The sequence below is a fragment of the Streptomyces sp. NBC_00433 genome (assembly GCA_036015235.1).
Classification (GTDB): Bacteria; Actinomycetota; Actinomycetes; order Streptomycetales; family Streptomycetaceae; genus Actinacidiphila.
This window is the reverse complement of the sequence record CP107926.1, coordinates 5879249-5902343: the sequence shown is the minus strand read 5'-3', so window position 1 is coordinate 5902343 and position 23095 is coordinate 5879249. Positions and strand designations below refer to the sequence as shown.

The window sequence follows — 23095 nt, the reverse complement described above, 5'->3', positions numbered from 1 at the left end:
ATCCGCCGGAGGGTGCTAGGCGGCGGGGTAGCGGTCGAGCCAGGCGGGGCTGGCGCCCGCCGGGCCGTGGAGGGCGGGCGCCTGCGTCATCTCCATGGCGAAGTCGTCCGCGAGCTGGAGGATGGTCGCACGGCCTTCGAGCTCCGCTATCCAGGCCGGCGGCAGCGCAGTCTCGCCGTGCTGGACGCCGAGCAGATTCCCGCAGATCGACCCCGTGGAGTCGCTGTCGCCCGAGTGGTTGACGGCCAGCAGCAGCCCGTGCCGTACGTCCTCGGCGACCAGGGCGCAGTAGACGCCGATCGCCAGCGACTCCTCCGCGGTCCAGCCCTCCCCCAGCGCCTCGACGCGCTGCGGCGACGGCATGCCCTGCCGGACGGCGCCCAGCGCGCTCTGCAGCGCGTCGGTGGTCTCCTGGTGGCCGGGGCGCGCGCCCAGCAGGGCCAGGGCGTGCTGGACGGAGCCGTCGAGCGCCTCGCCGCGGGCGAGCCCGTGGATGATGACGGCGAAGGCGCCTGCGGCCAGCTGGCCGGTGGGGTGGCCGTGGGTCTGCGCGGCGCACTCCACGGCGAGCTGGAAGACCAGCTGCGGCTCCCAGCCGACCAGCAGCCCGAAGGGCGCCGAGCGCATCACCGTGCCGCAGCCCTTGGAGCCGGGGTTCTTCGGCTCCTCCAGGGTGCCCATCCGGTCGTCCGACAATCCGCTCAGGCACGCGTTGCCGGGCGCCCTCCGCGCGTAGAGCCACTCCTCGCGGGCGAGCCATCCCGCGTCCTTGCGGCGCTCGTCGGGGCCCCACTCGCTCTGCGTGGCCGCCCAGCGGCGGTACGCGCGGTGGATGTCGGTGGGCGGGTGCCAGGCGCCGGTGTCGCGGCGCACCTGCGCGCGTATCAGGCCCTCGACGGTGAAAAGCGTCATCTGCGTGTCGTCGGTGACCGCGCCGCGCCGACCGTAGGCGGTGACGTAGTCGGTGACCCCGTCAGGTCCGTGGTTGCCCTGGATCGCTTCGAGGGACTCGAACTCGATCCCCGCGCCGAGCGCGTCGCCGATCGCCCCGCCGAGCAGACAGCCACGGACGCGGCTGCGGAAGTCCTGCTGCTGCGCGCGTCCCCAGACAGCGGTCAAAGCGGTCCCCTTCGATCTTCCCCCGATCCGAACCCGTTCTGCGCCTGCACGATAGCCGACATGGCCAGGAGCGGAAGGGGCGCGCGGGGTAGGTGAGGGTTGTCCGGAAGGGGTGGGTCCGGGGAGATGATCCCGCGATTTCCCCGGCGTGCGCTCCGGCGCGAAACGGGCGCTCGCTGCGATGCGCGAAACGGGCGCAAGCCGCGACGCGGAAACGCCGGGGGCTGCGGACTCCACGGCGCCGCTGCGTGGGGGTGGGCGCGCGGTTCCCCGCACCCCTTCGGGACTGCCCCTCTTCGCCGGTTCAGTCCCCCAGCACCGGCAGCAGCTCCGGCAGGTGGCCGTCGGACGCGAGGCCGGCCGCGATGCGCTCGGCGGGCACTTCGCCGTACAGCGTGGTGCGCTGCCTGGCGGGGCGCCCGGCCGCCTCCGCGATGGCCTCCAGGTCGCGGATCGACCGGTAGGAGCCGTAGCCGGAGCCCGCCATGCGGGAGATGGTCTCCTCCATCAAGGTGCCGCCGAGATCGTTGGCACCCGAACGGAGCATTTCGGCCGCGCCGTCCGCGCCCAGCTTCACCCAGCTGGTCTGGATGTTGGTGATGTGCGGGTGCAGCAGCAGCCTGGCCATCGCGGTGACGGCCCGGTTGTCGCGGGCGGTCGGCCCGGGGCGGGCGATGCCGGCGAGATAGACCGGCGCGTTGGTGTGGATGAAGGGCAGCGTCACGAACTCGGTGAAGCCGCCGGTGCGCTGCTGGATCTCGGCCAGCAGCCGCAGATGGCCGAGCCAGTGGTGGGGCTGGTCCACATGCCCGTACATCATGGTGGACGACGAGCGGATGCCCAGCTCGTGGGCGGTGCTGACGACCTCGACCCAGGTGGCGGTGGGCAGTTTGCCCTTGGTCAGGACCCAGCGCACCTCGTCGTCGAGGATCTCGGCCGCCGTGCCGGGGATCGAGTCGAGGCCCGCCTCCTTGGCGGCGGCCAGCCAGTCGCGGATCGACATCCCGGTGCGGGTGGCGCCGTTGACGACCTCCATCGGCGAGAACGCATGCATGTGCATGCCGGGGACGCGGGCCTTGACCGCCCGAGCGATGTCGAAGTAGGCGCTGCCCGGCAGGTCGGGGTGGATGCCGCCCTGCATGCACACCTCGGTCGCGCCGACCTCCCAGGCCTGCTCGACGCGGTCGGCGACCTGGTCGAGCGAGAGGGTGTACGCGTCGGCGTCGGTGCGGCGCTGCGCGAAGGCGCAGAAACGGCACCCGGTGTAGCAGACGTTGGTGAAGTTGATGTTCCGCGTCACGATGTACGTGACCTCGTCGCCGACGACGTCCCTGCGCAGGTCGTCCGCGATCCGGCACAGCGCGTCCAGCGCCGGGCCGTCCGCGTGCAGCAGGGCGAGCGCTTCGGCGTCGGTGAGCTTCGTCGGGTCGTCCGCGGCGACGGACAGCGCCTTGCGGACGTCGGCGTCCACCCGGTCGGGCACCATGCCCGGCGCGGCCTGCTCGCGCAGCTCGTCCCAGTCGCCGTAGACCTCGTCGTAGTCGTCCCTGCGGTCGGCGGTGCGGCCCTCGGTGTCGATGGTGCGGTGCAGGTCCGTACGCCCGCCGGCGGCGGGGAAGGCCTCGTCGGGCTCCTGCCACGGCCGGCCCTCGACCACGGCGTCCTCCCGCGCGAGCCCGGTGTCCGGATCGGCCAGCGCCCGGACGTGCGGGACCAGGCGCGGGTCGAGCCAGGGCTCGCCGCGCAGCACGAACTCCGGGTAGATGGTGAGCCTTTCCCGCAGGGCGAAGCCGGCCTCCGCTGTGCGCGCCGCCAGGTCGTCGATCTGCGGCCAGGGGCGCTCGGGATTGACGTGGTCGGGGGTCAGCGGGGAGACGCCGCCCCAGTCGTCGATGCCGGCCTCGATGAAGCGGGCGTATTCGCCGTCCACGAGATTCGGCGGCGCCTGGATACGGGCCGACGGGCCGAGCACCACCCGTGCCACGGCGATGGCCGCGGCCAGCTCTTCCAGCTCCGCGTCGGGCATGCCGCGCATCGCGGTGTCCGGCTTGGCCCGGAAGTTCTGGATGATCACTTCCTGGACGCCGTGATAGCGCCGGGCGGTGCGGCGGATCGCGAACAGCGACTCGGCGCGCTCCTCGTAGGTCTCCCCGATGCCGATCAGGATGCCGGTCGTGAACGGCACGTTGGAGCGGCCTGCGTCCTCGATGACCCGCAGCCGCACCGCGGGCTCCTTGTCGGGCGAGCCGTAGTGCGGGCCGCCGCGCTCGGACCACAGCCGGGTCGCGGTCGTCTCCAGCATCATGCCCATCGACGGCGCGACCGGCTTGAGCCGCTGCAGATCCGTCCACGACAGCACCCCCGGGTTGAGGTGCGGCAGCAGCCCGGTCTCCTCCAGCACCCGGATCGACATCGCGCGCACATACGCCAGGGTGTCGTCGTAACCGTGCGCGTCCAGCCATTCCCGCGCCTCGGGCCAGCGGTCCTCCGGGCGGTCCCCGAGGGTGAACAGCGCCTCCTTGCAGCCCGCTTCCGCGCCGCGCCTGGCGATGTCGAGCACCTCGTCCGGCGACAGGTACATGCCGTGGCCGTCCCGGCGCAGCCTGCCTGGCACCGTCACGAAGGTGCAGTAATGGCAGGTGTCCCGGCACAGCCGCGTCAGCGGTATGAAGACCTTCCGCGAATACGTGATGACACCGGGCCGGCCGACCGCCTCCAGCCCCGCGTCCCGCACGCGGGCCGCGGTCGCGGCCAGCCGCACCAGGTCGCCGCCGCGGGCCTGCAGCAGCACGGCGGCCTCGCCCGTGTCGAGGGCGACACCTTCCGCGGCGCGGTGCAGGGCGCGGCGCATGGCGTTGGCGGTGGGCTGCGGCGTACTCATCCCCCGAGCATAGGTCGCCCCTGCGACATTGCCCGGCCACCGCCGCCGGGCCCCTCTGTCGCCAATCTCTCCCGCCCCCCGGGAATATCACGCCCGTAGCGGGCCCAGGCCCCGCGTACAAGGCCCCGCCCGGGGCCGGGGGTTCGGGTGACGGCCCCCCGTCGCACAGGGGACGGCCACCCGGGCGTCACCCGCCGGGACGACCGTACGTGCCATGGACCGACGCGATGTACTGAAGCTCTCTGCCGTGGCAGGAGCGACCAGCGTGATGACGCTGGCACCCGTGGACTTCGCCGCAGCCGACTCCGGCTCCTCCCCGTCCGGGCCGGTGGGACAGGGCGGCGACCTGACGAGGACCGTCACCGGCCATCTCCCCACCGGCGTGGCCGACTTCGTGTACCTGCCGGTCGAGGTGCCGCGCGGGATCCGGCAGATCGCCGTGTCGTACACCTATGACCGGCCTGCCGTGCCGGCCGGCACCCTCGGCAACGCGTGCGACATCGGCGTCTTCGACCAGCACGGCACGGCCCTCGGCGGGCGCGGCTTCCGCGGCTGGTCGGGCGGGGCGCGTACCGAGTTCGCGATCAGCGCGGAGGAGGCCACGCCCGGCTACCTGGCCGGGCCGGTCTCGGCGGGCACCTGGTACGTCGTCCTCGGGCCGTACACGGTGGCGCCGCAGGGCCTGGACTACTCGGTGACCGTCACCCTCACGGCCGGCAAGGCGGGCCGCACCCCGAAGCCCGACTACCCGCCGGAGCAGGTCGCCGGGCGCGGGCGCGGCTGGTACCGCGGCGACTGCCACCTGCACACCGTGCACTCCGACGGCAAGCGCACCCTGGAGCAGCTGGCGGCGCTGGCGCGGGCGGCGAAGCTGGACTTCATCAACTCCAGCGACCACAACACCAGCTCCGCGCACCCCTTCCTCGGCCCGCTGGCGGGCGATGATCTGCTGATCATGACCGGCGAGGAGGTGACCACCCGCAACGGCCACTACCTGGCGATCGGCCTGGACGGCGGCGAGTTCGTCGACTGGCGCTACCGGGCGCGCGACGACGCCTTCGACTCCTTCGCCCGGCAGATCCGCCGTGCGGGCGGCATCGTGGTGCCGGCCCACCCGTACGGCACGAGCCTGGCCAGCCAGTGGAAGTTCGGCTACGACAACGTCGACGCCATCGAGGTCTGGAACGGCCCCTGGACCGCCGACGACGAGGTGTCCCTGCTGACCTGGGACAACCTGCTGACCGGCGCGGTCCGCCGCGGCGACGGCCACTGGGTCCCGGCGATGGGCAATTCCGACGCCCACCGCGACCCCGACGTCGTCGGCCTCCCGCAGACCGTCGTCCTGGCCGACGGCCTCAACCGGCACGCCCTCCAGGCGGGCATCAGGGCCGGCCGCTCCTGGATCGCGGAGAATTCCGGCGTCCAGCTCTCCTTCACCGCGTCGGGTCCGCACGGCGAGCACGCGGGTATCGGCGACCGGCTGCCGGTCGCGCCCGACTCCGCGGTGACGGTGGCCCTGACCGTCTCCGGCGTCCCCGCCGACTCGCTGCTGCGCCTGGTCTCCGACGAGGGCCAGGTCCTCGCGGCGGCGCTGCCCGCGTCGGGCACGGTCAGCTGGCAGACCACCGCCTCGCTCGCCGCGTACATCCGCGCCGAGGTCCGCCACCCGGCGCCCGCGGGCACCCCGGCCGGCGTCCCGGGCCCGGCCGCGGCGATCACCAACCCGATCTGGCTCGGCCGCGACTAGGCACCGGCATTGCGCCCGCGCCCGGCCCCTGCGCGATGTGACAGGGTCGGGCGCAGGCGTACGCAGGGGTCGGGCGCCCGACGGATCGAGGTCAAGAGCGCGTGCCCGCAGCAGATGCCGGACCAGCCACGTCCCGCGACATGTCCCGGCCCTCCCGGCTCGCCAGACACGGCGCCGTCTCCACCGCGCTGGCCCTGCACAGTGACCAGGCGCTGCGGGACGTCGTCGAGGCGGCCGCGCCGCTCGGCTCCGGCATCGGCGGCAGGACCGCGCTGATCGACGTGGACGGCACCGAGGTCTTCGTCAAGCTCGTGACACTCACCGGCTTCGAGACCCGCCCGGAAAGCGCCCGGTCCACTGCCAACGTCTTCGGCGTGCCCGCCTTCTGCCACTACGGCTTCGGCGGCAGCCCCGGCTTCGGCGCGTGGCGCGAACTGGCCGCGCACGCCATGACCACGGACTGGGTGGTCGCCGGACATTGCGCCGGCTTCCCGCTGATGCACCACTGGCGCGTGCTGCCCGACACGGCACAGGGCTCCGTCCCCCACGAGCTGTCCGACGTGGAGAGGACCGTGGCCCGTTGGGGCGGCGGCGCGGCAATACGCCGCCTGGTCACGGAACGCCACCAGGCGACGGCGAGCCTCGCGCTCTTCCTGGAGTACATCCCGTGGAATCTGGACGACTGGTTCAAGCCCCGGATCGTGGCGGGCGGCCGGACCGCTGAGCGGGCCTTCTCGACAGTGGAGCGCCAGCTGGCGGCCGGCGCGGCCTTCATGAACTCCCGCGGGCTCCTGCACTTCGACGCCCACTTCGGCAACATCCTGACCGACGGCCGCCGCCTGTACTTCACCGACTTCGGCCTCGCCCTGTCCTCGCGTTTCGACCTGGCGAAGGACGAAGCCGACTTCTTCGACGACCATCGGGCCTATGACCGCGACTACACCGTCACCACTCTGGTGCACCGGCTGATCACCGCGCTGTACGAGCCGCGCGGCAGCGAGCGCGACGCGCTGCTGCGCACCTTCGCCGCCGGCGCCGACCCGACCGGCATCCCCGCGGTGCCCGCGGCCTTCATCGCCCGGCACGCCCCGCTGGCCATGGTGCTGACCGACTTCGTCCGCGGGTTGGAGGACGGCAGGCCGCAGACGCCGTATCCGCTGGAGCGGGTCCGGCAGTTGACGGCCCGCTGATCCGCGCGTCGCCGGCCCGGCTCACTCGGGACGCAGGGGCGGCGGCGCCGGCCCGGCTCACTCGGGACGCAGGCGGGCGGCGTCGGGCCAGGCCATCCGGAATTTGGCCGGTGTGCCGTTCAGCCTGGCGGGGTCGCCGCCGGGGGCGCCCACGAGGACCGTCTCGACGTGGTCGGCGCCCATGGCCGTGTAGAAGGCCCGCGCGGCCGCGTTCTGTTCCAGCACCCACAGGTACAGCCCCGGGGACTCCGCTCGGGCGGCGGCCTCCTCTGCGGCGCGGGTGAGCAGGGCGCGGCCCACTCCCGTACGCTGCCGGGCCGCCGTGACGTGCAGGTTGTCGACCAGGCTGCCCCACTTCGGGTCGTCGTCCGGGACGGCGTGGACGAAGCCGAGCACCTCGGTGCCGTCCTCGGCGAGCAGTGTGCGCGCGCCGGCGGGCGCGGCGAGGCGCCCGGACCAGACCGCCAGCCGGTCGGCGAGGACGTCGCCGTCGAGATAGGCGTCGGAGTACGCCCCGCGGTAGTGCCGCCGCCAGCTGTCGGCGTGCAGCCGCGCGACCGCCTCCGCGTCGCCGGGTCCTGCCGTGCGGAACCGCGGTGCCATGCCGCCCCCTCGTGTGCGTGCGTGCCCTGCCGGGCCCGCACGGCAGTCAACAGGACCGCGGGAGGGGGCGACCAGCGGATTGCACCACGGCTGCCGAGGAGGCAGGCCCTCAGCCCGTCACCGCCATCCTTACCGGCGGCAGGTCAGCCCGTCACCCTTACCGGCAGCAGGATCCGCCACACGGCCTCCTCCAGGCCGTGCACCGCCGCGATCCAGCCGACGTTCTCCTCGTCCGTGCCGAGCCGTATCGCCTGGGCGAGTTCGGTCATGACCTCGGCCAGGTCGCCGTGGCACATCGGCGCTTCGAGCCGCCCGCCCGCGGGGCCGTCGTCGTGGTAGCAGTGGTAGGCGGGGGCGCCGCGCAGGACGCCGACCGGGCGCCACTGCGTGGCCAGCCGCCATACCGGCTCGCCGCCGACGCGTACGCCGTCCGCCTCGACCACCTGCGTACGATTCCGGTCCACGTCGAGCGCGTGCCATCCGTCGGTGCCGGTCAGGACCAGGTCGGGCGCGCAGCGCTGGACGGCGCGCGGCACCGCGTGGACGGCGCCGGGCGTGGTCAGTACCAGCGGGACCGCGGCCATGCCGGCGTAGAGGCAGCCGAAGAAAGCGCCCGCCAGGTCGGGTCCCTCCGGGTAGACCAGCAGGACGCGGCTGCCGGGGCTGAGCAATGTACCGAGCCGGGCGGCGATCGCCCGAGCCCGCCGGTCGAGTTCGGCGAAGCTGCAACCCGCGGTGCCGACCGCGGTGCCCGCCCGGCCCTCGAAGGGCAGTTCGGGCACCAGTGTCGGGTGCCGTTCCGCGCGCCGCCGCAGCAGCGGCCCGGGCAGCCGCCCGCCGTCCCCCGCGACGGGCCGGGGGCCGCCGCCCCCGCCGCCGCCCGGCCGGGACCTGCGCGGCTTGCTGTGCTTTCCGCCGCTCATGGCAGCGGTCTCCCGCGGCGCGGAGTATTGCGGCGCATACGCCGAGCCCGGTGGCCGCGCGGCATGCAGCGGCCGTACGGACTCGCGCTGCGGCCTCCCCCACCAAGCGGACCGGCCGCCGGGCGCACCGGCTCCGTAGGACGTATCCGGCGGGCAGTCGGCCGGCTCGTATCCTCCTGCCGCATACCCGCCCGCGACGTATCCGACCGGCGCGTCAGGCGTACCCGGGCCTCGTACCGGCGCCCCGTACGAGCCACCCGCGCGATCCGCACATTTCGTACACATCGCGGCTCAGCTACCCGTCCTGTGGCGCAAAGCCCCACGGCCCGATCCATCCCCACACACCACAACCTCCGCGCACGCACAGACGGAATATCAAATTCGGCCCAACTTCTGCCGTTGGGCCGGTTAGGGACCCGCATGGGGTGACCCGGGGCGGCCCGACACGGCAAACTGGCACGGACGGGGTTGAACCAGTTGCTCCGCCGGCGAGTGCCATGCGGACAACTGTTCCGCCCGGCGATGAATGATTGATATACGCGCGGAGAGCCGACCCGGCCCTGTCCGGACCGGTACGGTTCGCGGGCGGTTCAGGGGGCATGAATGGGAAGCGGGACGGAACCGGGCGGCGGCCTGCGGTTCGCGGTCCTCGGGCCGGTGCGCGCCTGGCGCGACGGCGAGCCGATCGGCACCGGCGCACCGCAGCAGCGCGCGCTGCTGGCCGTACTGCTGCTGCGCGGCGGGCGGACGGCGACCGCGTCGGAGCTGCTCGACGCCCTCTGGGGTGAGAATCCGCCCAATACAGCGCTGGCCGCCCTGCGTTCGTATGCCTTCCGGCTGCGCAAGGCGCTCGGCTCGGAGACCCTGGTCACCGACTCGGGCGGCTACGCGATCCACATACCCGTCGAGGCACTGGACGCCACCCAGGTCGAACAGTTGGCCGCGGAGGCCGAGAAGGTCCGGGTGGCCGACCCCGGCCAGGCCAGGGAGCTGATGCTCAGCGCCCTCGACCTGTGGAAGGGCGAGCCGCTCGCCGGGCTGCCGGGGCCGTATGCCGAGACCCAGCGCGGCCGGCTCGCCGAATGGCACCTCGGCATGATCGAGACCCGCCTGGAACTGGACCTGGAAGTCGGCGCGCACGCCGAGGCCGTCTCGGAGCTGACCGCGATCACCGCCGAGCACCCGCTGCGCGAGCGGCTGCGCGCCCTGCTGATGCTCGCCCTCTACCGCAGCGGCCGGCAGGCCGAGGCACTCGGCGTCTACGCCGACACCCGGCGGCTGCTCGCCGAGGAGCTGGGCATCGACCCCTCGGCCGAACTGAGCGACCTGCACCAGCGCATCCTTGAGGCGGACGCCGGCCTCGCCCCGCCGCTGGGCGCCGCCGCGCCCGGCGCCGCGGAGATCCTGCGGCCCGCGCAACTGCCGGCCACCGTCTCCGACTTCACCGGCCGCTCCGCCTTCGTCCGCGAGCTGGGCGAGCAGTTGGCCTGCGCGTCGCAGGGCAGCGGTGTGATGGCGGTCTCCGCGGTCGCGGGCATCGGCGGCGTCGGCAAGACCACGCTGGCCGTCCAGGTCGCCCATGACGCCCGCGACGCCTTCCCCGACGGACAGCTGTACGTCGATCTGCAGGGCACGAGCCCGAGGCCGGCCGAGCCCGAGGCCGTGCTCGGGTCGTTCCTGCGCGCGCTCGGCCTGCCGGACGCGGCGATCCCCGACTCGCTGGCCGACCGCGCCGCGCTCTACCGCTCCACCCTCGACGGCCGCCGGGTCCTCGCCCTGCTCGACAACGCCTACGACGCCGCCCAGGTCAGGCAGCTGCTGCCCGGCACACCCGGCTGCGCGGCCCTGGTCACCAGCCGGGTGCGGATGGTGGACCTGGCCGGCGCCCACCTGGTCGACCTCGACGTGATGTCGCCCGAGGAATCGCTCCTGCTGTTCACCCGGATCGTGGGCGAGGAGCGGGTCAGCAGTGAGCGGCAGGCCGCACTCGACGTCGTCGCGGCCTGCGGCTTCCTGCCGCTGGCGATCCGTATCGCCGCCGCCCGCCTGGCCGCCCGCCGCACCTGGACCGTGTCGGTGCTGGCCAACAAGCTCGCGGACCACCGCAGGCGGCTGGACGAGCTGCGCGCCGGCGACCTCGCCGTGAAGGCGACCTTCGCCCTCGGCTACGGGCACCTCTCCCCTTCGCAGGCGCGGGCTTTCCGGCTGCTGTCGCTCCCCGAGGGCCCCGATATCTCGCTGCACGCCGCCGCGGCCGTCCTGGACCTGGACCCGTACCGCACCGAGGAACTCCTCGAAGCGCTCGTCGACATCAGCCTGATCGAATCCGCCGCCCCGGCGCGCTACCGCTTCCACGACCTGCTGCGCCTCTACGCCCGCGAGCAGGCCGAGGCGGACGAGACACCCGAGGCCCGCTGCGCGGCGCTGTCCCGGCTGCTGGACTTCTCCCTCGCCTCGGCGGTGTCCGCCTACGCGCTGGAGAATCCGGGCGACCGCGTCATCGAGCACCTCGCCCCGACCACCCATCCGGGTCTGTCCTTCGGCACCAGGGAGGAGTCCCTGGAGTGGCTCTTCTCCGAGGCGCAGGGGCTGCTGGCGACAGTGCAGCAGGCCGCGGACTCCGGTTGCGAGGGCTTCCTGCGGCGCGCGGTGGACGTGCTGCTCGCCGCCCAGGACCTCGTGGAGTCCGGCGTCTACGCCCGGCAGTACGAACAGGCCGCCCGCGCCCTGGTGACCACCGCGCAGGCGTGCGGCCACACCCTCGTCGAGGGCCGCGGGCGGGTCTGGCTCGGCCAACTGCTGCGGCTGTCGGGCAGATTCGAGGCGGCGGAGGAGGAGGCCAAGCACGCGCTGCTGCTCGGCCTGTCCGCGGAGGACCCGGTGACGTCCAGCTACGCACCGAATCTGCGCGGTTCGCTCGCCCACCGCGGCCACCGCTTCGCCGAGAGCGCCGCTTACCACACCACGGCGCTGGAGGCCTTCCGCGCCGACGGCAACAAGCACGGCGAGGCGTCGGCGCTGAGCAACCTGGCCCGCGCCCAACAGGACCTGGGCGACACCGAGGCCGCGACGGCCACCGCGGAGCGGGTCGTGGCGATCCACCGCGAAATGGGCGCCGGCTTCCGGCTGGGCAACGGCCTGTATTCGATGGGCGTCACGCTCACCGCCGCCGACCGCCTCGACGAGGCGCTGGAGTGCCTCACCGAGTCCCTGGACATCTTCCGCGCCGCCCGGCAGCAGTTCTGGGAGGGCATGACGCTCTTCCGCCTCGCGCAGCTGCACCTCGCCGCCGAGCGCTGGCGGCAGTCCGCCTCGCACGTCGAGCAGGCGCTCGTCATCCTGCGGGAGATCGGCGGCGAGTGGCGTACGGCCAACGCGCTGACCGTGCTGGGCCGCGCGCTGGACGGCATGGGCCAGGAGATCCGCGCGCACGCCTGCTGGCACGACGCGCTTGCCGTCTTCACGTCACTGGGGACACCGGAGACCGCCGAGGTGCGGCGACTGCTCGGCGACGGGGACCAGGACGAGTCGCCGTCGTCCTTCGCCGTCTGAGGGCTGTCCGGCGGTTCCCGGAAGGGCTTGAGGCCTACAGCTTCCGGTAGTTACGCCCTTCACTGCCCAACTGATGGCGTTTATCAGTTGATTATCGGGGGGTGCCACGATTCCATCACTGCACGAGCTGCCCGCTCGGCGGTGCACGGGGGTCGCTGCCGGGCGGGCGTTACGCCAGTACGTCCCCACGCACTCACAGTACACAGGAGAGCACCATGAGCGCAGACCAGGCGAAGACCCCGAAGCCGCCGAAGCACGACGGCGGCACCGCGGACCCGGACAACATCTACACCGAGGGCACGCCCGAGACCGCTCCGGAGACGGCCACCGCGCCGGGCACCGTGAAGCCGAACAACATCTACACCGAGGGCACGCGCCAGTAATCGTCCGCTGACGGGAGCGGTCGCACGGGGGGACCACGGGGGATCAAGGGGGATCCGCCCGGGGGGGGGTTCGGGGGGACCACGGGGGTCCGGGGGGGCCACGGGGGGTCAGGGGAATCGGGGGACCATGGGGGCAGCCCGGGAGGGGGAACGTCCGCGGATCAGGGGTCCGCGGACGGCGCCCCGGGCTCGCACAGCAGGCTGACCGCAGCTCGGAGGGGACGCTGCGGCCGGCCTGCTGTGTCTTGTGCTGCCCCGGGGACAGCACGGGGGACATCTCGGGGGCGACGGCGCACCGCTCGCCTGGCGAAGGCGACGCACCCGGCGTAGCCTCGGCCCCGAGGGAGCTGAGTACGCGAAAGAGGCGGCGCCGCCGGATGCTCCGCAACATCCCCGGCTCGCTCCTCGCGCTCATCGGAGCAGTGCCCGCCGTCCGGAGTTCCTTCCGTGTCCGGTACGGCGGGTGCCACGGGTCCGACATCCGGGTGGGCGACCTCTTCACCGGGGTCGGTGCCACGCCGGCAACCGCGGCCCTGCTCGGCTCCCTCTTTTTTTCTGCCTGGCAGGCCGCCGGGCTTCGCCGCCCTGCCGCCGGGGGACGGGCTTACGTCCGGCGGGACGACGCCCCGGTCCCCTTCGTCGCGTCGAGCGCGTACACGCAGCGGTCCTTGGAGCACGCGTAAATGACGCCGTCCGCGCTGACCGGCGAACCGGTGATCTCGCCGCCGGTCTCCAGCCGCCAGCGCAACTGTCCGCCCTGCGCGTCCACGGTGTAGAGGCAGTGGTCCTTGGACCCGAAGTGCACCCGGCCGTCGGCGACCGCGGGCGACCCGACGATCTCGCCCTGCGCGGCGAACCGCCAGCGCGGGGTACCGCTGACCGCGTCGAGTGTGTAGAGCGCGCTGCCCGCGCCCAGGTGCACCGCCCCGGCCGCGACCACGACCGGCTCCACGGACTGCCGCGGCTCTGTGGCGATCCGCCACCGCTCACGCCCGCCGGCCGGGTCGAGCGCGTAGACCGTACCGAGGTGGTCGGCGACATAGATGCCGCCGCCCGACGTCCCGGGTCCGGGCACGTGCGCGGGCGGTGCGAACATCACCGCGGGTGCGTCGAAATGCCAGCGCTCGGCGCCGCTGCGGGCGTCGAGCGCGAGCACCCGGGTGCCGGCCGTCAGGTGGACGACGCCGTCCGCGACCACCGGCCTCGTGGGCACCGAGCCCGCCGCGCCCGGCTCTCCGACCGGATACGACCACATCTCGGCCCCGGTCAGCGCGTCCACCGAGTGCAGCTGCCCGCCGCCCTGGTAATAGACGGCCCGGCCGACCACGGTCGGGCCCGAGTCCGGGGACTCGAACTCCGTCTGCGCGCCGCTCCGCTCCCACCGCAGTACCCCGCGGCCCGCGTCCCACGACTGGACGCCGCCGCCGCGCGTTCCCGTGACGACGGTGCCCGCGTCGGTCCGTACCGCGTAGACCCAGCCGTCGATCTGCGTACGCCACCGGTCGGCGCCGTCCGTGGCGTCCAGCGCGAACAGGCTCGGACCGTCCGAGGCGTGGATCCGCCCGCCGGCCACCGCCATGGTCCAGGCGACGTCCCTGGTCTTGAACTCCCGCCGCCCGCTGGCCACATCCAGCGCGTGCACCTCGAAGGAGGTGACGTACAGCAGCCCGCCGGCCACCACCGGGGTGCCCCACACGTCGTTCGACATCCGGAAGCGCCAGGGCCGCCACTCGGCCGGGGGCGCCGCCGCGCCCTGCGCGGGCACTCCGGGCGGCGCCGGGTCGCCGGCCCGGTGCGCACCCGGCCTGCGGCGGACCCATTCGGTGCCGGGCGGGGCCCCGCTCACCGCCTTGTGCTCGGCTGCTTCCGCGACCCGCAGCCCGGGGCCGATCGGCGCCGACCCGGCGAGCTGCACCACCTCGCCCGCGCCGCGCCGGCCGTGGTTGTTGTCGTCGCCCGGCGCGTGCGCCGGGATCGGCGGCGGCTGCGCGGGCCGCGGCGGCAGCGCCGCGCCCTGCTGCTGCGCGGGCCGGTTCCGGCCCGCCGCGTGCGCGCCGTGCGCGCCGCCCGGGGGCGGCGAGGCGTGCGGCAGCCGGCCGCTGCGGCGCTGCTCTATCAGCGCGACCGCCCCGGGCGGCAGCCAGGCGGAGGCCGTCCCGGTGTCGTCGCTGCCGGTCGAGAACAGATGCGGGGCCAGCTGGGCCTGCAGGTCGGCCGGTGTGGGCCGGCCCTCGGCCTCCATCCGCATGCAGGACTCGATGAGCGGGCGCAGCTCGTCGGGCAGTCCGCCCAGGTCCGGGCCCTCGCGCAGCAGCATGAAGACGGTCTCCACCGGGTTGGCCCCGTGGAAGGGCGCGTGCCCGGTCGCGGCGAAGACCAGCGTGGAGCCGAGCGAGAAGATGTCGCTCGCGCCGCGCACGCTGCGGGAGTCGCGCGCCTGCTCGGGCGACATGTAGGCGGGGGTGCCGACGGCGACGTTGGTCATCGTCAGCCGGGTGTTGGACACCCCGGAGGCGATGCCGAAGTCGATGACCCGCGGCCCGTCCTCCACCACCAGCACGTTCGACGGTTTCATGTCGCGGTGCACCAGGCCGGCGGCGTGGATCGACTGCAGGGCCTCGGCGATACCGGCGGCGAGCCAGCGCACCGCCTGGGCGGGCATCGGCCCCGCCTCGTTGACGATCTCCTCCAGCGACGGCGCCGGAACGTACGCGGTGGCCAGCCACGGCACGGCGGCCCGCGGGTCGGCGTCCACCACGGCGGCGGTGTAGAAGCCGGAGACGGCTCGGGCGGCCTCGACCTCACGCGTGAAGCGGACCCGGAAGAGCTGGTCCTCGGCGAGCTCCGCGCGTACGGTCTTGATCGCCACCCGGCGGCCGGATGCCGAGCGGGCGAGATAGACCAGCCCCATGCCGCCGGCGCCGAGCCGTCCCAGCACCTCGAAAGGGCCGATCCGTCTCGGGTCGTGCTGCGTCAGCTGCTCCACCACTGCCCTGCCACCTCCCCGTGCCCGCGTTGTTGCGGCCGTGCTCCGCGCCCGTGCGTCCTGCCCTTCGCGGTCCGTTACCCGCGCCCACGCCAGAGTACGGACCTGATTGTTCCTGGGAAGGGCGCCGGTTGCGAACCCGGGGCCGTCACGACACGCCCAGGGAGCGAACTCGTTATCATCCGCCACCTGCCGCCCCGGCAGCAGCACAACGCGCCGGAAAGAGCCAGGGGAAGCGTCAACTCCCCTCTATGGAGCCGACCTTGCGCTGGGGGTCGATGACCTTGAAGACCGCTCCCTGGTCGTCGGTGACGGTGGCGAGCCTGCCGAAGGGCGAGTCCGCGGGCTCTTCCGTCACCCGGCCGCCCAGCTCGCGCACCGTCGCGGCAGCGGCGTCGCAGTCGTCCACCGCGAAGTAGATGCGGAAGGCCGAGGGCTGCTCGTCCGACAGGCCGGCGGCCAGCTTCAGCCGCCCGCCGACCGGCAGCTCCGGGTCGCCGGCCGGCGACCACACCTTGTAGTCGAAGTGCTCGCCGTCGCCGACCTGCTCGGCCCGGTAGCCGAACAGCGCCTCGTAGAAGGGGTCGACGGCGGCCGCGTCCCGCGTGTGGTTCTCCGCCCAGCAGAAGGAGCCAGGCTGGTCGGTGACCTCGAAGCCCAGGTGCTCGCCGGCCTGCCACACGCCGAAGACGGAGCCGCCGGGGTCGACCGCGCCCAGCATCACGCCGGCATCGCCCGCCTTGTCGGGGCCGAAGACGACCTGCCCGCCGGCCGCGCCGATCCTGGCGGCGGCACCGGTCGCGTCGGTCGAGGCGAAATAGAGGGTCCAGGCGGTGGGCATCGCCGGATCCGGCTTGGCCATCAGGGCGGCGGCGGACTTCCCGTCGCGCAGCGCCAGGGTGTAATGCCCGAAGTCCTCGCCCTGGTCGTCGAAGGTCCAGCCGAACAGCTCCCCGTAGAACCGCCGGCCGGCCGCCAGGTCGGGCAGCGCCGCGTCGGCCCAGCAGGGCGTGCCCTCGTTGAATACGGACATGGTCCCGTCTCCCTCCCGTGCGTGGCCGCCGCCCTCTCGACGGCCCGTTCCTGCCACTGTAATCAGTGATCTTCCCCACAACGCGAGGCCTAATTCGAACATATGGTCAATTATCTCAAGGGCGGGCCGCCGCCCGGCCGCCACCTGCCCAGCGCGCACCACAAAAGTTTACAAACAGTGCATACCAACCAGTCCAAGGGCTCGAAAACGGGTTCCGGTTAGCTGCTGGAAACCCTCATTGACCTGCGACTTCCGCACCACCAGACACCCTCTCCCCATTTGCACGCGGCCAAATCGCGCGGGGATCGTGCGCCGGTAAACTGACGGCATGACAGGACAAGTTCGCACCGTCGACGGACGTGTCGCGGGTCGCCGAGGGCAGGCGACGCGGCAGAAGCTGCTCGACTGCCTGAGCGAGATGCTCAGCACGTCGCCGTACCGGGACGTCAAGGTGATCGACGTCGCACGGATGGCCGGCACCTCGCCCGCCACCTTCTACCAGTACTTCCCCGACGTCGAGGGCGCCGTCCTGGAGCTCGCCGACGAGATGGCGAAGGAGGGGGCGAGCCTGACCGACCTGGTCGCGGGCCGCTCCTGGGTCGGCAAGTCCGGTGCCCAGGCGGCCGACGAACTGGTCGACGGCTTCTTCTCCTTCTGGCGGAAGAACGACGCGATCCTCCGCGTCATCGATCTGGGCGCCGCGGAGGGGGATAAACGTTTCTCCAGGATCCGCACCAAGATCCTCACCGCGGTGACGGGCTCGCTCACCGAGTCCATCAAGGAGTTGCAGGGCAAGGGCCGGGTCGACAAGGACGTCAGCGCGCCCGCCATCGCCGGCTCGCTGGTCACCATGCTGGCCGGGGTCGCCGCCCACCAGAAGGGCTTCACCGGCTCGGGCGTCAAGCAGGCCGACCTCAAGCCGAATCTGGCGCTGCTCGTGCACCTCGGCGTGACCGGCAAGAAGCCGCCGAAGTAGCGGCGCGCGGCGGGCGCGTGACGGCGGCCGGCAAGGCGGAACGGCGCGGCACAGTGTGCCGCACGGCTCCCGGTCCGCGGGAGCGCCGCGGACGACGGCCGGGCGTACGACCGTACGACCGGCGCGGCCTGTCGCCTGCGGACCGCGCGGCCGCGAACCGCCCTCCGGCGCCGAAGGGGCCGACTCCCGTGCTGCGACGCGTCATCCTGCCGCTGGCATCGGCCGTGCTGCTCACCCTGCTGGCCGTGCTGTGGCCGGTGCACGGCGGGCACGGAGGCGCACCGGACTGGACCGCGCAGGAGGCCGCCCGCTTCTGGACGCCCGAGCGGATGGCCGGCTCGATGCCCGCCTCGGACCGCCGGCTGCCGCCGGTCGCGCAAGCCGCCGGCTCCACCGCCCCGGGGCCGCCGGGATCCGCGGCGCACTTCGCCGGGCTGCCCACCGTGGGCGTGCTCTTCTCCGTCGGCGACGACCTGGCCGCGCACTACTGCACCGCCAGCGTGGTCCACAGCCCCGGCCGCGACCTCATCCTCACCGCGGCACATTGCGAGCCCGGAGACGACATCGGCTTCGTTCCGCAATACCGGGCCGGCGCCGACCGGCAGCCGTACGGGATCTGGGCGGTCGACGAGGTCTTCACCGACCCGCGCTGGGCGCCCGACGACGACGCGGCATCCGACTACGACGTCGCCTTCGCGCAAGTGCGCCCCGACGCGCACGGGCGCCGTATCGAGGACGCCACCGGTGCCAACCGCCTGGCCCTGACCCCCGGTTACCGCAACCGGGTCACCGTCGTCGGCTATCCGCGGCTCGGCAAGGACCCGGCCGACCGCGCGATCATCTGCACGACCACCACGGAGCGCCTCGACACGCGGCGCCAACTGCGGCTGGTCTGCGACGGCTTCGCCAGCGGCACATCAGGCGGCCCGTGGCTGCTCGCCTTAGACGCCCGCACCAGGACCGGCGAGGTCGTCGGCCTGATCGGCGGCCTCGACGGCGGCGGACCCGACGACCGCGTCTCGTACAGCCCCCTCTTCTCCGACGCCGTCCTCGCGCTCTACCACAGCGCCACCCGCGCCTGACGCTTTCCCGCCCGCCAGGACAGCGCCCCGCACCCCAGCGGCTACGCTCTCGACCGCACCCACCACGCCGCCCCACACCAGGAGTTCCGCATGCCCGACCCCACCTCACTCCCCGCGGCAGCGGGCACTGCCGCCACGCCTGACGCGATCGTGATCGGGGCAGGCCCAGGCGGCCTGGCCGCGGCGGCGGCGCTGCGGCATCACGGCGTAAGGCCCCTGGTCCTGGAGCGCGCGGAACAGCTCGGCGCGTCCTGGCGCGGCCACTACGACCGGCTGCACCTGCACACCACCCGAAGACTCTCCGCCCTGCCGGGGCTGCGGATACCCCGCGCGTACGGCCGCTGGGTGGGCCGGGACGACGTCGTCCGCTACCTGGAGCAGTACGCCGAGCACCACAGCCTCGACATCACGACCGGGATCACCGTGGACCGTGTCGAGCGCGGCGACGCGGGCTGGGAACTGCCCGCCAACGGCGGCCGGGTGCTGCGCTCCCCCGTCGTCGTCGTGGCCACCGGCCACAACCACACGCCGCACATACCCGACTGGCCGGGCCGCGACACCTTCCCCGGCGAGCTGCTGCACGCCGCCGCCTACCGCAACGCGGCACCTTACGCGGGCCGCGACGTCCTGGTCGTCGGGGTCGGCAATACCGGCGCCGAGATCGCGGTCGACCTGGTCGAGGGCGGTGCGGGCCGGGTCCGGCTGGCGGTGCGCACCCCGCCGCACATCATGCGCCGCTCGACCGCGGGCTGGCCGGCGCAGGCCAGCGGCATCCTCGTACGGCGGCTGCCGCCGCGGCTGGTCGACAAGGTGGCGCCGCGCATCGAGCGGATGAGCGTGCCCGACCTGTCCGCGTACGGGCTGCCCCGGCCGGAGAGCGGGCTGTACGCGCGGGTGCTCGACGGGGCGATCCCGGTGCAGGACGTCGGACTGATCGACGCGGTGCGCTCGCGGCGCGTCGAACCCGTCGCCGCCGTCGAGCGGTTCGAGGGCGCTCAGGTGCATCTCGCGGACGGCTCGCAGATCGGCCCGGAGGTCGTGGTCGCCGCGACCGGCTACCGGCGCGGCCTGGAAGGGCTGGTCGGCCACCTCGGGGTGCTCGACGGCCGCGGCCGCCCGGTGGTGCACGGGTCACGCACCCCGCCGGGGGCACCCGGACTGTTCTTCACCGGCTTCACCAACCCGATCAGCGGGATGTTCCGCGAGATGGCGATCGACGCCGTCCGGATCGCCAAGGCGGCGTCCCGCGTCCGCCGGTGACCTGCGGCGATACGGGACTCGATCACTCGTGCGAGTGATCGTCGGCGGATGCGGAACCGGGGGCGGGCGGCGGTCCGTTCACACGACGACCGGCATCGCGGCAGGCGCGACGGCCGGCCGCCGGCGGATCACCAGGGACATCAGCGCGGCCACCGCGCACAACGCACCGGAGGTGTACCAGACGACGTCGTACGAACCGAACGCATCACGGGCCACACCGCCGAGGAAGGCGACGAGCGCGGCACCGATCTGGTGGGCTGCCAGCACCCATCCGAAGACGATCGCGCTGTTCTCGCCGTAGTGCTCGCGGCACAGGGCGATCGTCGGCGGCACCGTGGCGACCCAGTCGAGGCCGTAGAAGACGATGAACAGCACCATCGGCGGGTGGACGCTGTCGGCGAGCAGCATGGGGAGGAACATGAGCGAGATTCCGCGCAGGCCGTAGTAGACGGCCAGCAGCCGTCGCGGCGACATGCGGTCGGTGAACCATCCGGAGGCCACCGTGCCCGCGATGTCGAAGACGCCGATGACGGCGAGCAGGGAGGCGGCGGCCGTCACGGGCATGCCGTGGTCGTGGGCGGCGGGCACGAAGTGCGTCTTGACCAGGCCGTTGGTGGAGGCCCCGCAGATCGCGAACGAGCCCGCGAGCAGCCAGAAGGTGCCCGTGCGCGAGGCGTCGCGCAGCGCCCGCAGCGCACGGGTCGCCGTACCGCCGGCGGGCGGCGGCTTGGGAACGAACTGCGGGGCGCCGTAAGGGGCCAGGCCGACGTCGGCGGGGTGGTCGCGCAGCAGGAACCAGACGAAGGGGACGACGGCGACCGCGGCGGCTGCCACGATCGCGGCGGCCGGCCGCCAGCCGTGGTTCTCGGTGATCCAGGACAGCAGCGGCAGGAAGACCAGCTGCCCCGCCGCGCCTGCCGCGGTGAGGATGCCGGTGACCAGGCCGCGGCGGGCGACGAACCACCGGTTGGTGACGGTGGCGGCGAAGGCGAGGGCCATGGACCCGCTGCCGAGGCCGACCAGGACGCCCCAGCACAGGATGAGTTGCCAGACCTGCGTCATGGAGACGGTCAGCCCCGCGCCCAGCGCGATCGTCAGCAGGGCGCAGACGACGACCCGTCGGATGCCGAACCGGTCCATCAGCGCGGCGGCGAAAGGAGCGGTGATCCCGTACAGCGCGAGGTTGATCGACACTGCCAGGCCGATCATGCCCCGCGACCAACCGAATTCGGAGTGCAGCGGGTCGATCAGCAGACCCGGGAGGGAGGCGAATGCGGCAGAACCGATGAGCGTCACGAAGGTGACGGCGGCGACGACCCAGGCGCGGTGCAGGCGCGGTCGGCGGCCGGTGGGGGCGGCGGGGACACCGCCGGTGGCGGGCGCGGGAACTTGAGATGTCTGCGTCACGTGATCAGTGTCCGGCGGCCCGTGCGAGGCGGCGAGTGGCCCGATGGCCACGATATGCAAGAATCGGGCCATGGCCGTCCCGTCCCCGCTGCCGCCGCCCGCCCCCGCAGACCCGCCGCCTGTACAGCCGCTGCGCGCGGACCGGCTGCCCGCGGCCGCATCCGGCGCCGGAGCCTCCGCCGAGGTCTTCCGGCACCCGGAACGGCACCGTGTCGCGGTGTTCGCGATGGACGGGGTCATCCCGTTCGAACTGGGCATCCCGCTGCGCATCTTCGGTTCCGCCAAGGCCACCGAGGGCGGTGCGCCGCTGTACGAGATCGTGACGTGCAGCGTCGAGCCCGGCGAGGTGCGGACCGACGCCGACTTCTCGATCGTGGTGCGGCACGGGGTGGAGGCGCTGGCCCAGGCCGACACCGTGGTCGTGCCCGCGTCCCACGAGCTGGGGACGGTCTTCACCGAAGGGGTGCTCACCGAGCCGCTGCGGCGCGTCTTCGCGGCGATCAGGCCAGGCACACGGGTGGTGTCGATCTGCACCGGTTCGTATCTGCTGGCCGCCGCCGGCCTGCTGGACGGCCGGCCGGCGACCACGCACTGGACCAGCGCCGACCACTTCCAGCGGCTCTTCCCACGGGTCAGGGTCGACCCCGACGTGCTCTACGTGGACGACGGGGACGTGCTGACCTCGGCTGGGGTGGCCGCGGGTATCGACCTGTGCCTGCACATCGTGCGCAGGGACTGCGGGACGGCGGTCGCGAACTCGGTGTCCCGCCGCACCGTGGTGCCGCCGCACCGCGAGGGCGGGCAGGCGCAGTACATCCACCGGCCGCTGCCGGAGCCGCAGCTGGCCAGTACCGAGCGGGCCAGGTCGTGGGCGCTCGACCGGCTGGACCAGCCGCTGACGCTGCGGCAGTTGGCCGAGCGGGAGTCGATGAGCGTACGCACCTTCACCCGGCGCTTCCGGGAGGAGGTGGGGATGAGCGCGGGCCGCTGGCTGACGCAGCAGCGGGTCGAACTGGCCAGGCAGTTGCTGGAGTCGACCGACCTGAGCGTGGACCTGATCGCCAGGAGGGCCGGTTTCGGCACCGGTGCCTCCATGCGGCAGCATCTCCAGGTGACGCTCGGGGTGTCACCGACCGCCTACCGCCGGACCTTCCAGCCGTCCGGGCGCGGCTGACCGGACGCGGCTGAGCACGGACGGCACGGCCAGGCGGGCGAGCGGGTCGGAATTCGGGTCGTCGGCGGTCGGGGTCAGCGCAGGGCGGCGGCGCGGTCGACCTCGCACCAGATCTGCTTGCCCGCACCCTCGGGCTGCCAGCCCCAGCGGTCGGCGAGGCCGTCGACGAGTTCGAGCCCGCGACCGCCGGTCTCGTCGCGCTGGGCATGCCGCGGGGCCGGCGGGGTCACGCTGGTGTCGGCGACCTCGACGCGTACCGGTGCGGCGGGGGCGGCGGGGAAGAGCATCCGCAGCACCGCGGGGCAGCCGGTGTGCACCACCGCGTTGGTGACCAGTTCCGAGATGAGCAGGATCAGAGTCTCGGCGACCGGCTCATCGGCACCTATTCCGGATCCGACCAGCCGGGACCTCGCCCAGCGGCGCGCCCGCCCCACCTCCGCGGGGTCCACGCCGACCTCCAGTTGCACCTGCAGCATCTGCACTGATCACACCATCCGAACCGGCGGACACAAGGCCTCACGCCTGCCCGGGATCACCGTGCGTGATCCCGACTGCACACAGCATGATCGACCGACAGTCACTGGAACAAGCGCTTCCGTCATATTCCGGCGCAATGGACCGCGGGTGCTGCATACTGTGCGGCGCATCGGGCGGAACACGAAACGCCCAGGCCTGGGCACCACCCGGCTGTTCCGGGCGGTACTTCCGAGCGGCCTTGAACGTACGCGCACCCGATGGAGCGTACCCGAGGCGGACACCGACTCCACCGCGTAACAAGT

The 23095-nt window shown here is 73.4% G+C and carries 16 protein-coding genes; 8 read left to right on the top strand and 8 right to left on the bottom strand.

Annotated features, from left to right (window positions below; genetic code table 11):
* Nucleotides 1-15 precede the first annotated feature (15 nt).
* Entirely contained in the window at nucleotides 16-1119 is a 1104-nt protein-coding gene (locus OG900_25245) for an ADP-ribosylglycohydrolase family protein (protein ID WUH93096.1), read from the bottom strand.
* A gap of 304 nt (nucleotides 1120-1423) precedes the next feature.
* A complete protein-coding gene (locus tag OG900_25240; GenBank protein WUH93095.1) occupies nucleotides 1424-4000 on the bottom strand; it encodes a bifunctional FO biosynthesis protein CofGH in 2577 nt (858 codons plus the stop codon).
* Between the two features lie 214 nt (nucleotides 4001-4214).
* Here OG900_25240 and OG900_25235 point away from each other — a divergent pair, with 214 nt between their 5' ends.
* Together OG900_25235 and OG900_25230 are read left to right on the top strand one after the other, a co-directional pair.
* Entirely contained in the window at nucleotides 4215-5747 is a 1533-nt protein-coding gene (locus OG900_25235) for a CehA/McbA family metallohydrolase (GenBank protein WUH93094.1), read from the top strand.
* Nucleotides 5748-5887: 140 nt separating this feature from the next.
* Nucleotides 5888-6937, top strand: coding sequence for a serine/threonine-protein kinase (locus tag OG900_25230; GenBank protein ID WUH95912.1), 1050 nt, complete (start codon nucleotides 5888-5890; stop codon nucleotides 6935-6937).
* A gap of 57 nt (nucleotides 6938-6994) precedes the next feature.
* Here OG900_25230 and OG900_25225 read toward each other — a convergent pair whose 3' ends face one another.
* Nucleotides 6995-7540, bottom strand: a complete 546-nt coding sequence (locus OG900_25225) for a GNAT family N-acetyltransferase (GenBank protein ID WUH93093.1) — start codon at nucleotides 7538-7540, stop codon at nucleotides 6995-6997.
* A 143-nt stretch (nucleotides 7541-7683) separates the two neighbouring features.
* A complete protein-coding gene (locus tag OG900_25220) occupies nucleotides 7684-8463 on the bottom strand; it encodes an AMP-binding protein (protein WUH93092.1) in 780 nt (259 codons plus the stop codon).
* Between the two features lie 603 nt (nucleotides 8464-9066).
* On the opposite strand from OG900_25220, the gene OG900_25215 reads away from it, so the two are divergent.
* Nucleotides 9067-12015 (top strand): tetratricopeptide repeat protein, encoded by a 2949-nt coding sequence (locus tag OG900_25215; GenBank protein ID WUH93091.1) that lies wholly within the window; start codon nucleotides 9067-9069, stop codon nucleotides 12013-12015.
* A 215-nt stretch (nucleotides 12016-12230) separates the two neighbouring features.
* On the top strand, nucleotides 12231-12398 hold the full coding sequence (locus tag OG900_25210; protein WUH93090.1) for a hypothetical protein: 168 nt from the start codon (nucleotides 12231-12233) through the stop codon (nucleotides 12396-12398).
* Nucleotides 12399-13002: 604 nt separating this feature from the next.
* Here OG900_25210 and OG900_25205 read toward each other — a convergent pair.
* Both OG900_25205 and OG900_25200 read right to left on the bottom strand, forming a co-directional pair.
* Nucleotides 13003-15384: a PQQ-binding-like beta-propeller repeat protein gene (locus OG900_25205; GenBank protein WUH95911.1), complete on the bottom strand. Its 2382-nt coding sequence runs from the start codon at nucleotides 15382-15384 to the stop codon at nucleotides 13003-13005.
* A 238-nt stretch (nucleotides 15385-15622) separates the two neighbouring features.
* Nucleotides 15623-16417 (bottom strand): VOC family protein, encoded by a 795-nt coding sequence (locus OG900_25200; protein ID WUH93089.1) that lies wholly within the window; start codon nucleotides 16415-16417, stop codon nucleotides 15623-15625.
* A gap of 328 nt (nucleotides 16418-16745) precedes the next feature.
* On the opposite strand from OG900_25200, the gene OG900_25195 reads away from it, so the two are divergent.
* The 3 genes from OG900_25195 (at nucleotide 16746) to OG900_25185 (ending at nucleotide 19735) form a co-directional block, all read left to right on the top strand.
* A complete protein-coding gene (locus OG900_25195) occupies nucleotides 16746-17393 on the top strand; it encodes a TetR/AcrR family transcriptional regulator (GenBank protein WUH93088.1) in 648 nt (215 codons plus the stop codon).
* A gap of 188 nt (nucleotides 17394-17581) precedes the next feature.
* A complete protein-coding gene (locus tag OG900_25190; GenBank protein ID WUH93087.1) occupies nucleotides 17582-18475 on the top strand; it encodes a serine protease in 894 nt (297 codons plus the stop codon).
* 90 nt (nucleotides 18476-18565) lie between these two features.
* Complete coding sequence (locus OG900_25185) at nucleotides 18566-19735, top strand: NAD(P)/FAD-dependent oxidoreductase (GenBank protein ID WUH93086.1); 1170 nt, start codon at nucleotides 18566-18568, stop codon at nucleotides 19733-19735.
* Nucleotides 19736-19813: 78 nt separating this feature from the next.
* On the opposite strand, the gene OG900_25180 is transcribed toward OG900_25185, so the two are convergent.
* Nucleotides 19814-21142 carry an MFS transporter gene (locus OG900_25180; GenBank protein WUH93085.1) on the bottom strand — a complete coding sequence of 443 codons (1329 nt, stop codon included), beginning with the start codon at nucleotides 21140-21142 and terminating at the stop codon, nucleotides 19814-19816.
* A gap of 70 nt (nucleotides 21143-21212) precedes the next feature.
* Between OG900_25180 and OG900_25175 the strand changes: the two genes are divergently transcribed.
* On the top strand, nucleotides 21213-22316 hold the full coding sequence (locus tag OG900_25175) for a helix-turn-helix domain-containing protein (protein ID WUH93084.1): 1104 nt from the start codon (nucleotides 21213-21215) through the stop codon (nucleotides 22314-22316).
* Nucleotides 22317-22390: 74 nt separating this feature from the next.
* Here the strand turns inward: OG900_25175 and OG900_25170 are convergent, their stop codons facing one another.
* Nucleotides 22391-22798, bottom strand: coding sequence for an ATP-binding protein (locus tag OG900_25170; GenBank protein WUH93083.1), 408 nt, complete (start codon nucleotides 22796-22798; stop codon nucleotides 22391-22393).
* Nucleotides 22799-23095: the final 297 nt, after the last annotated feature.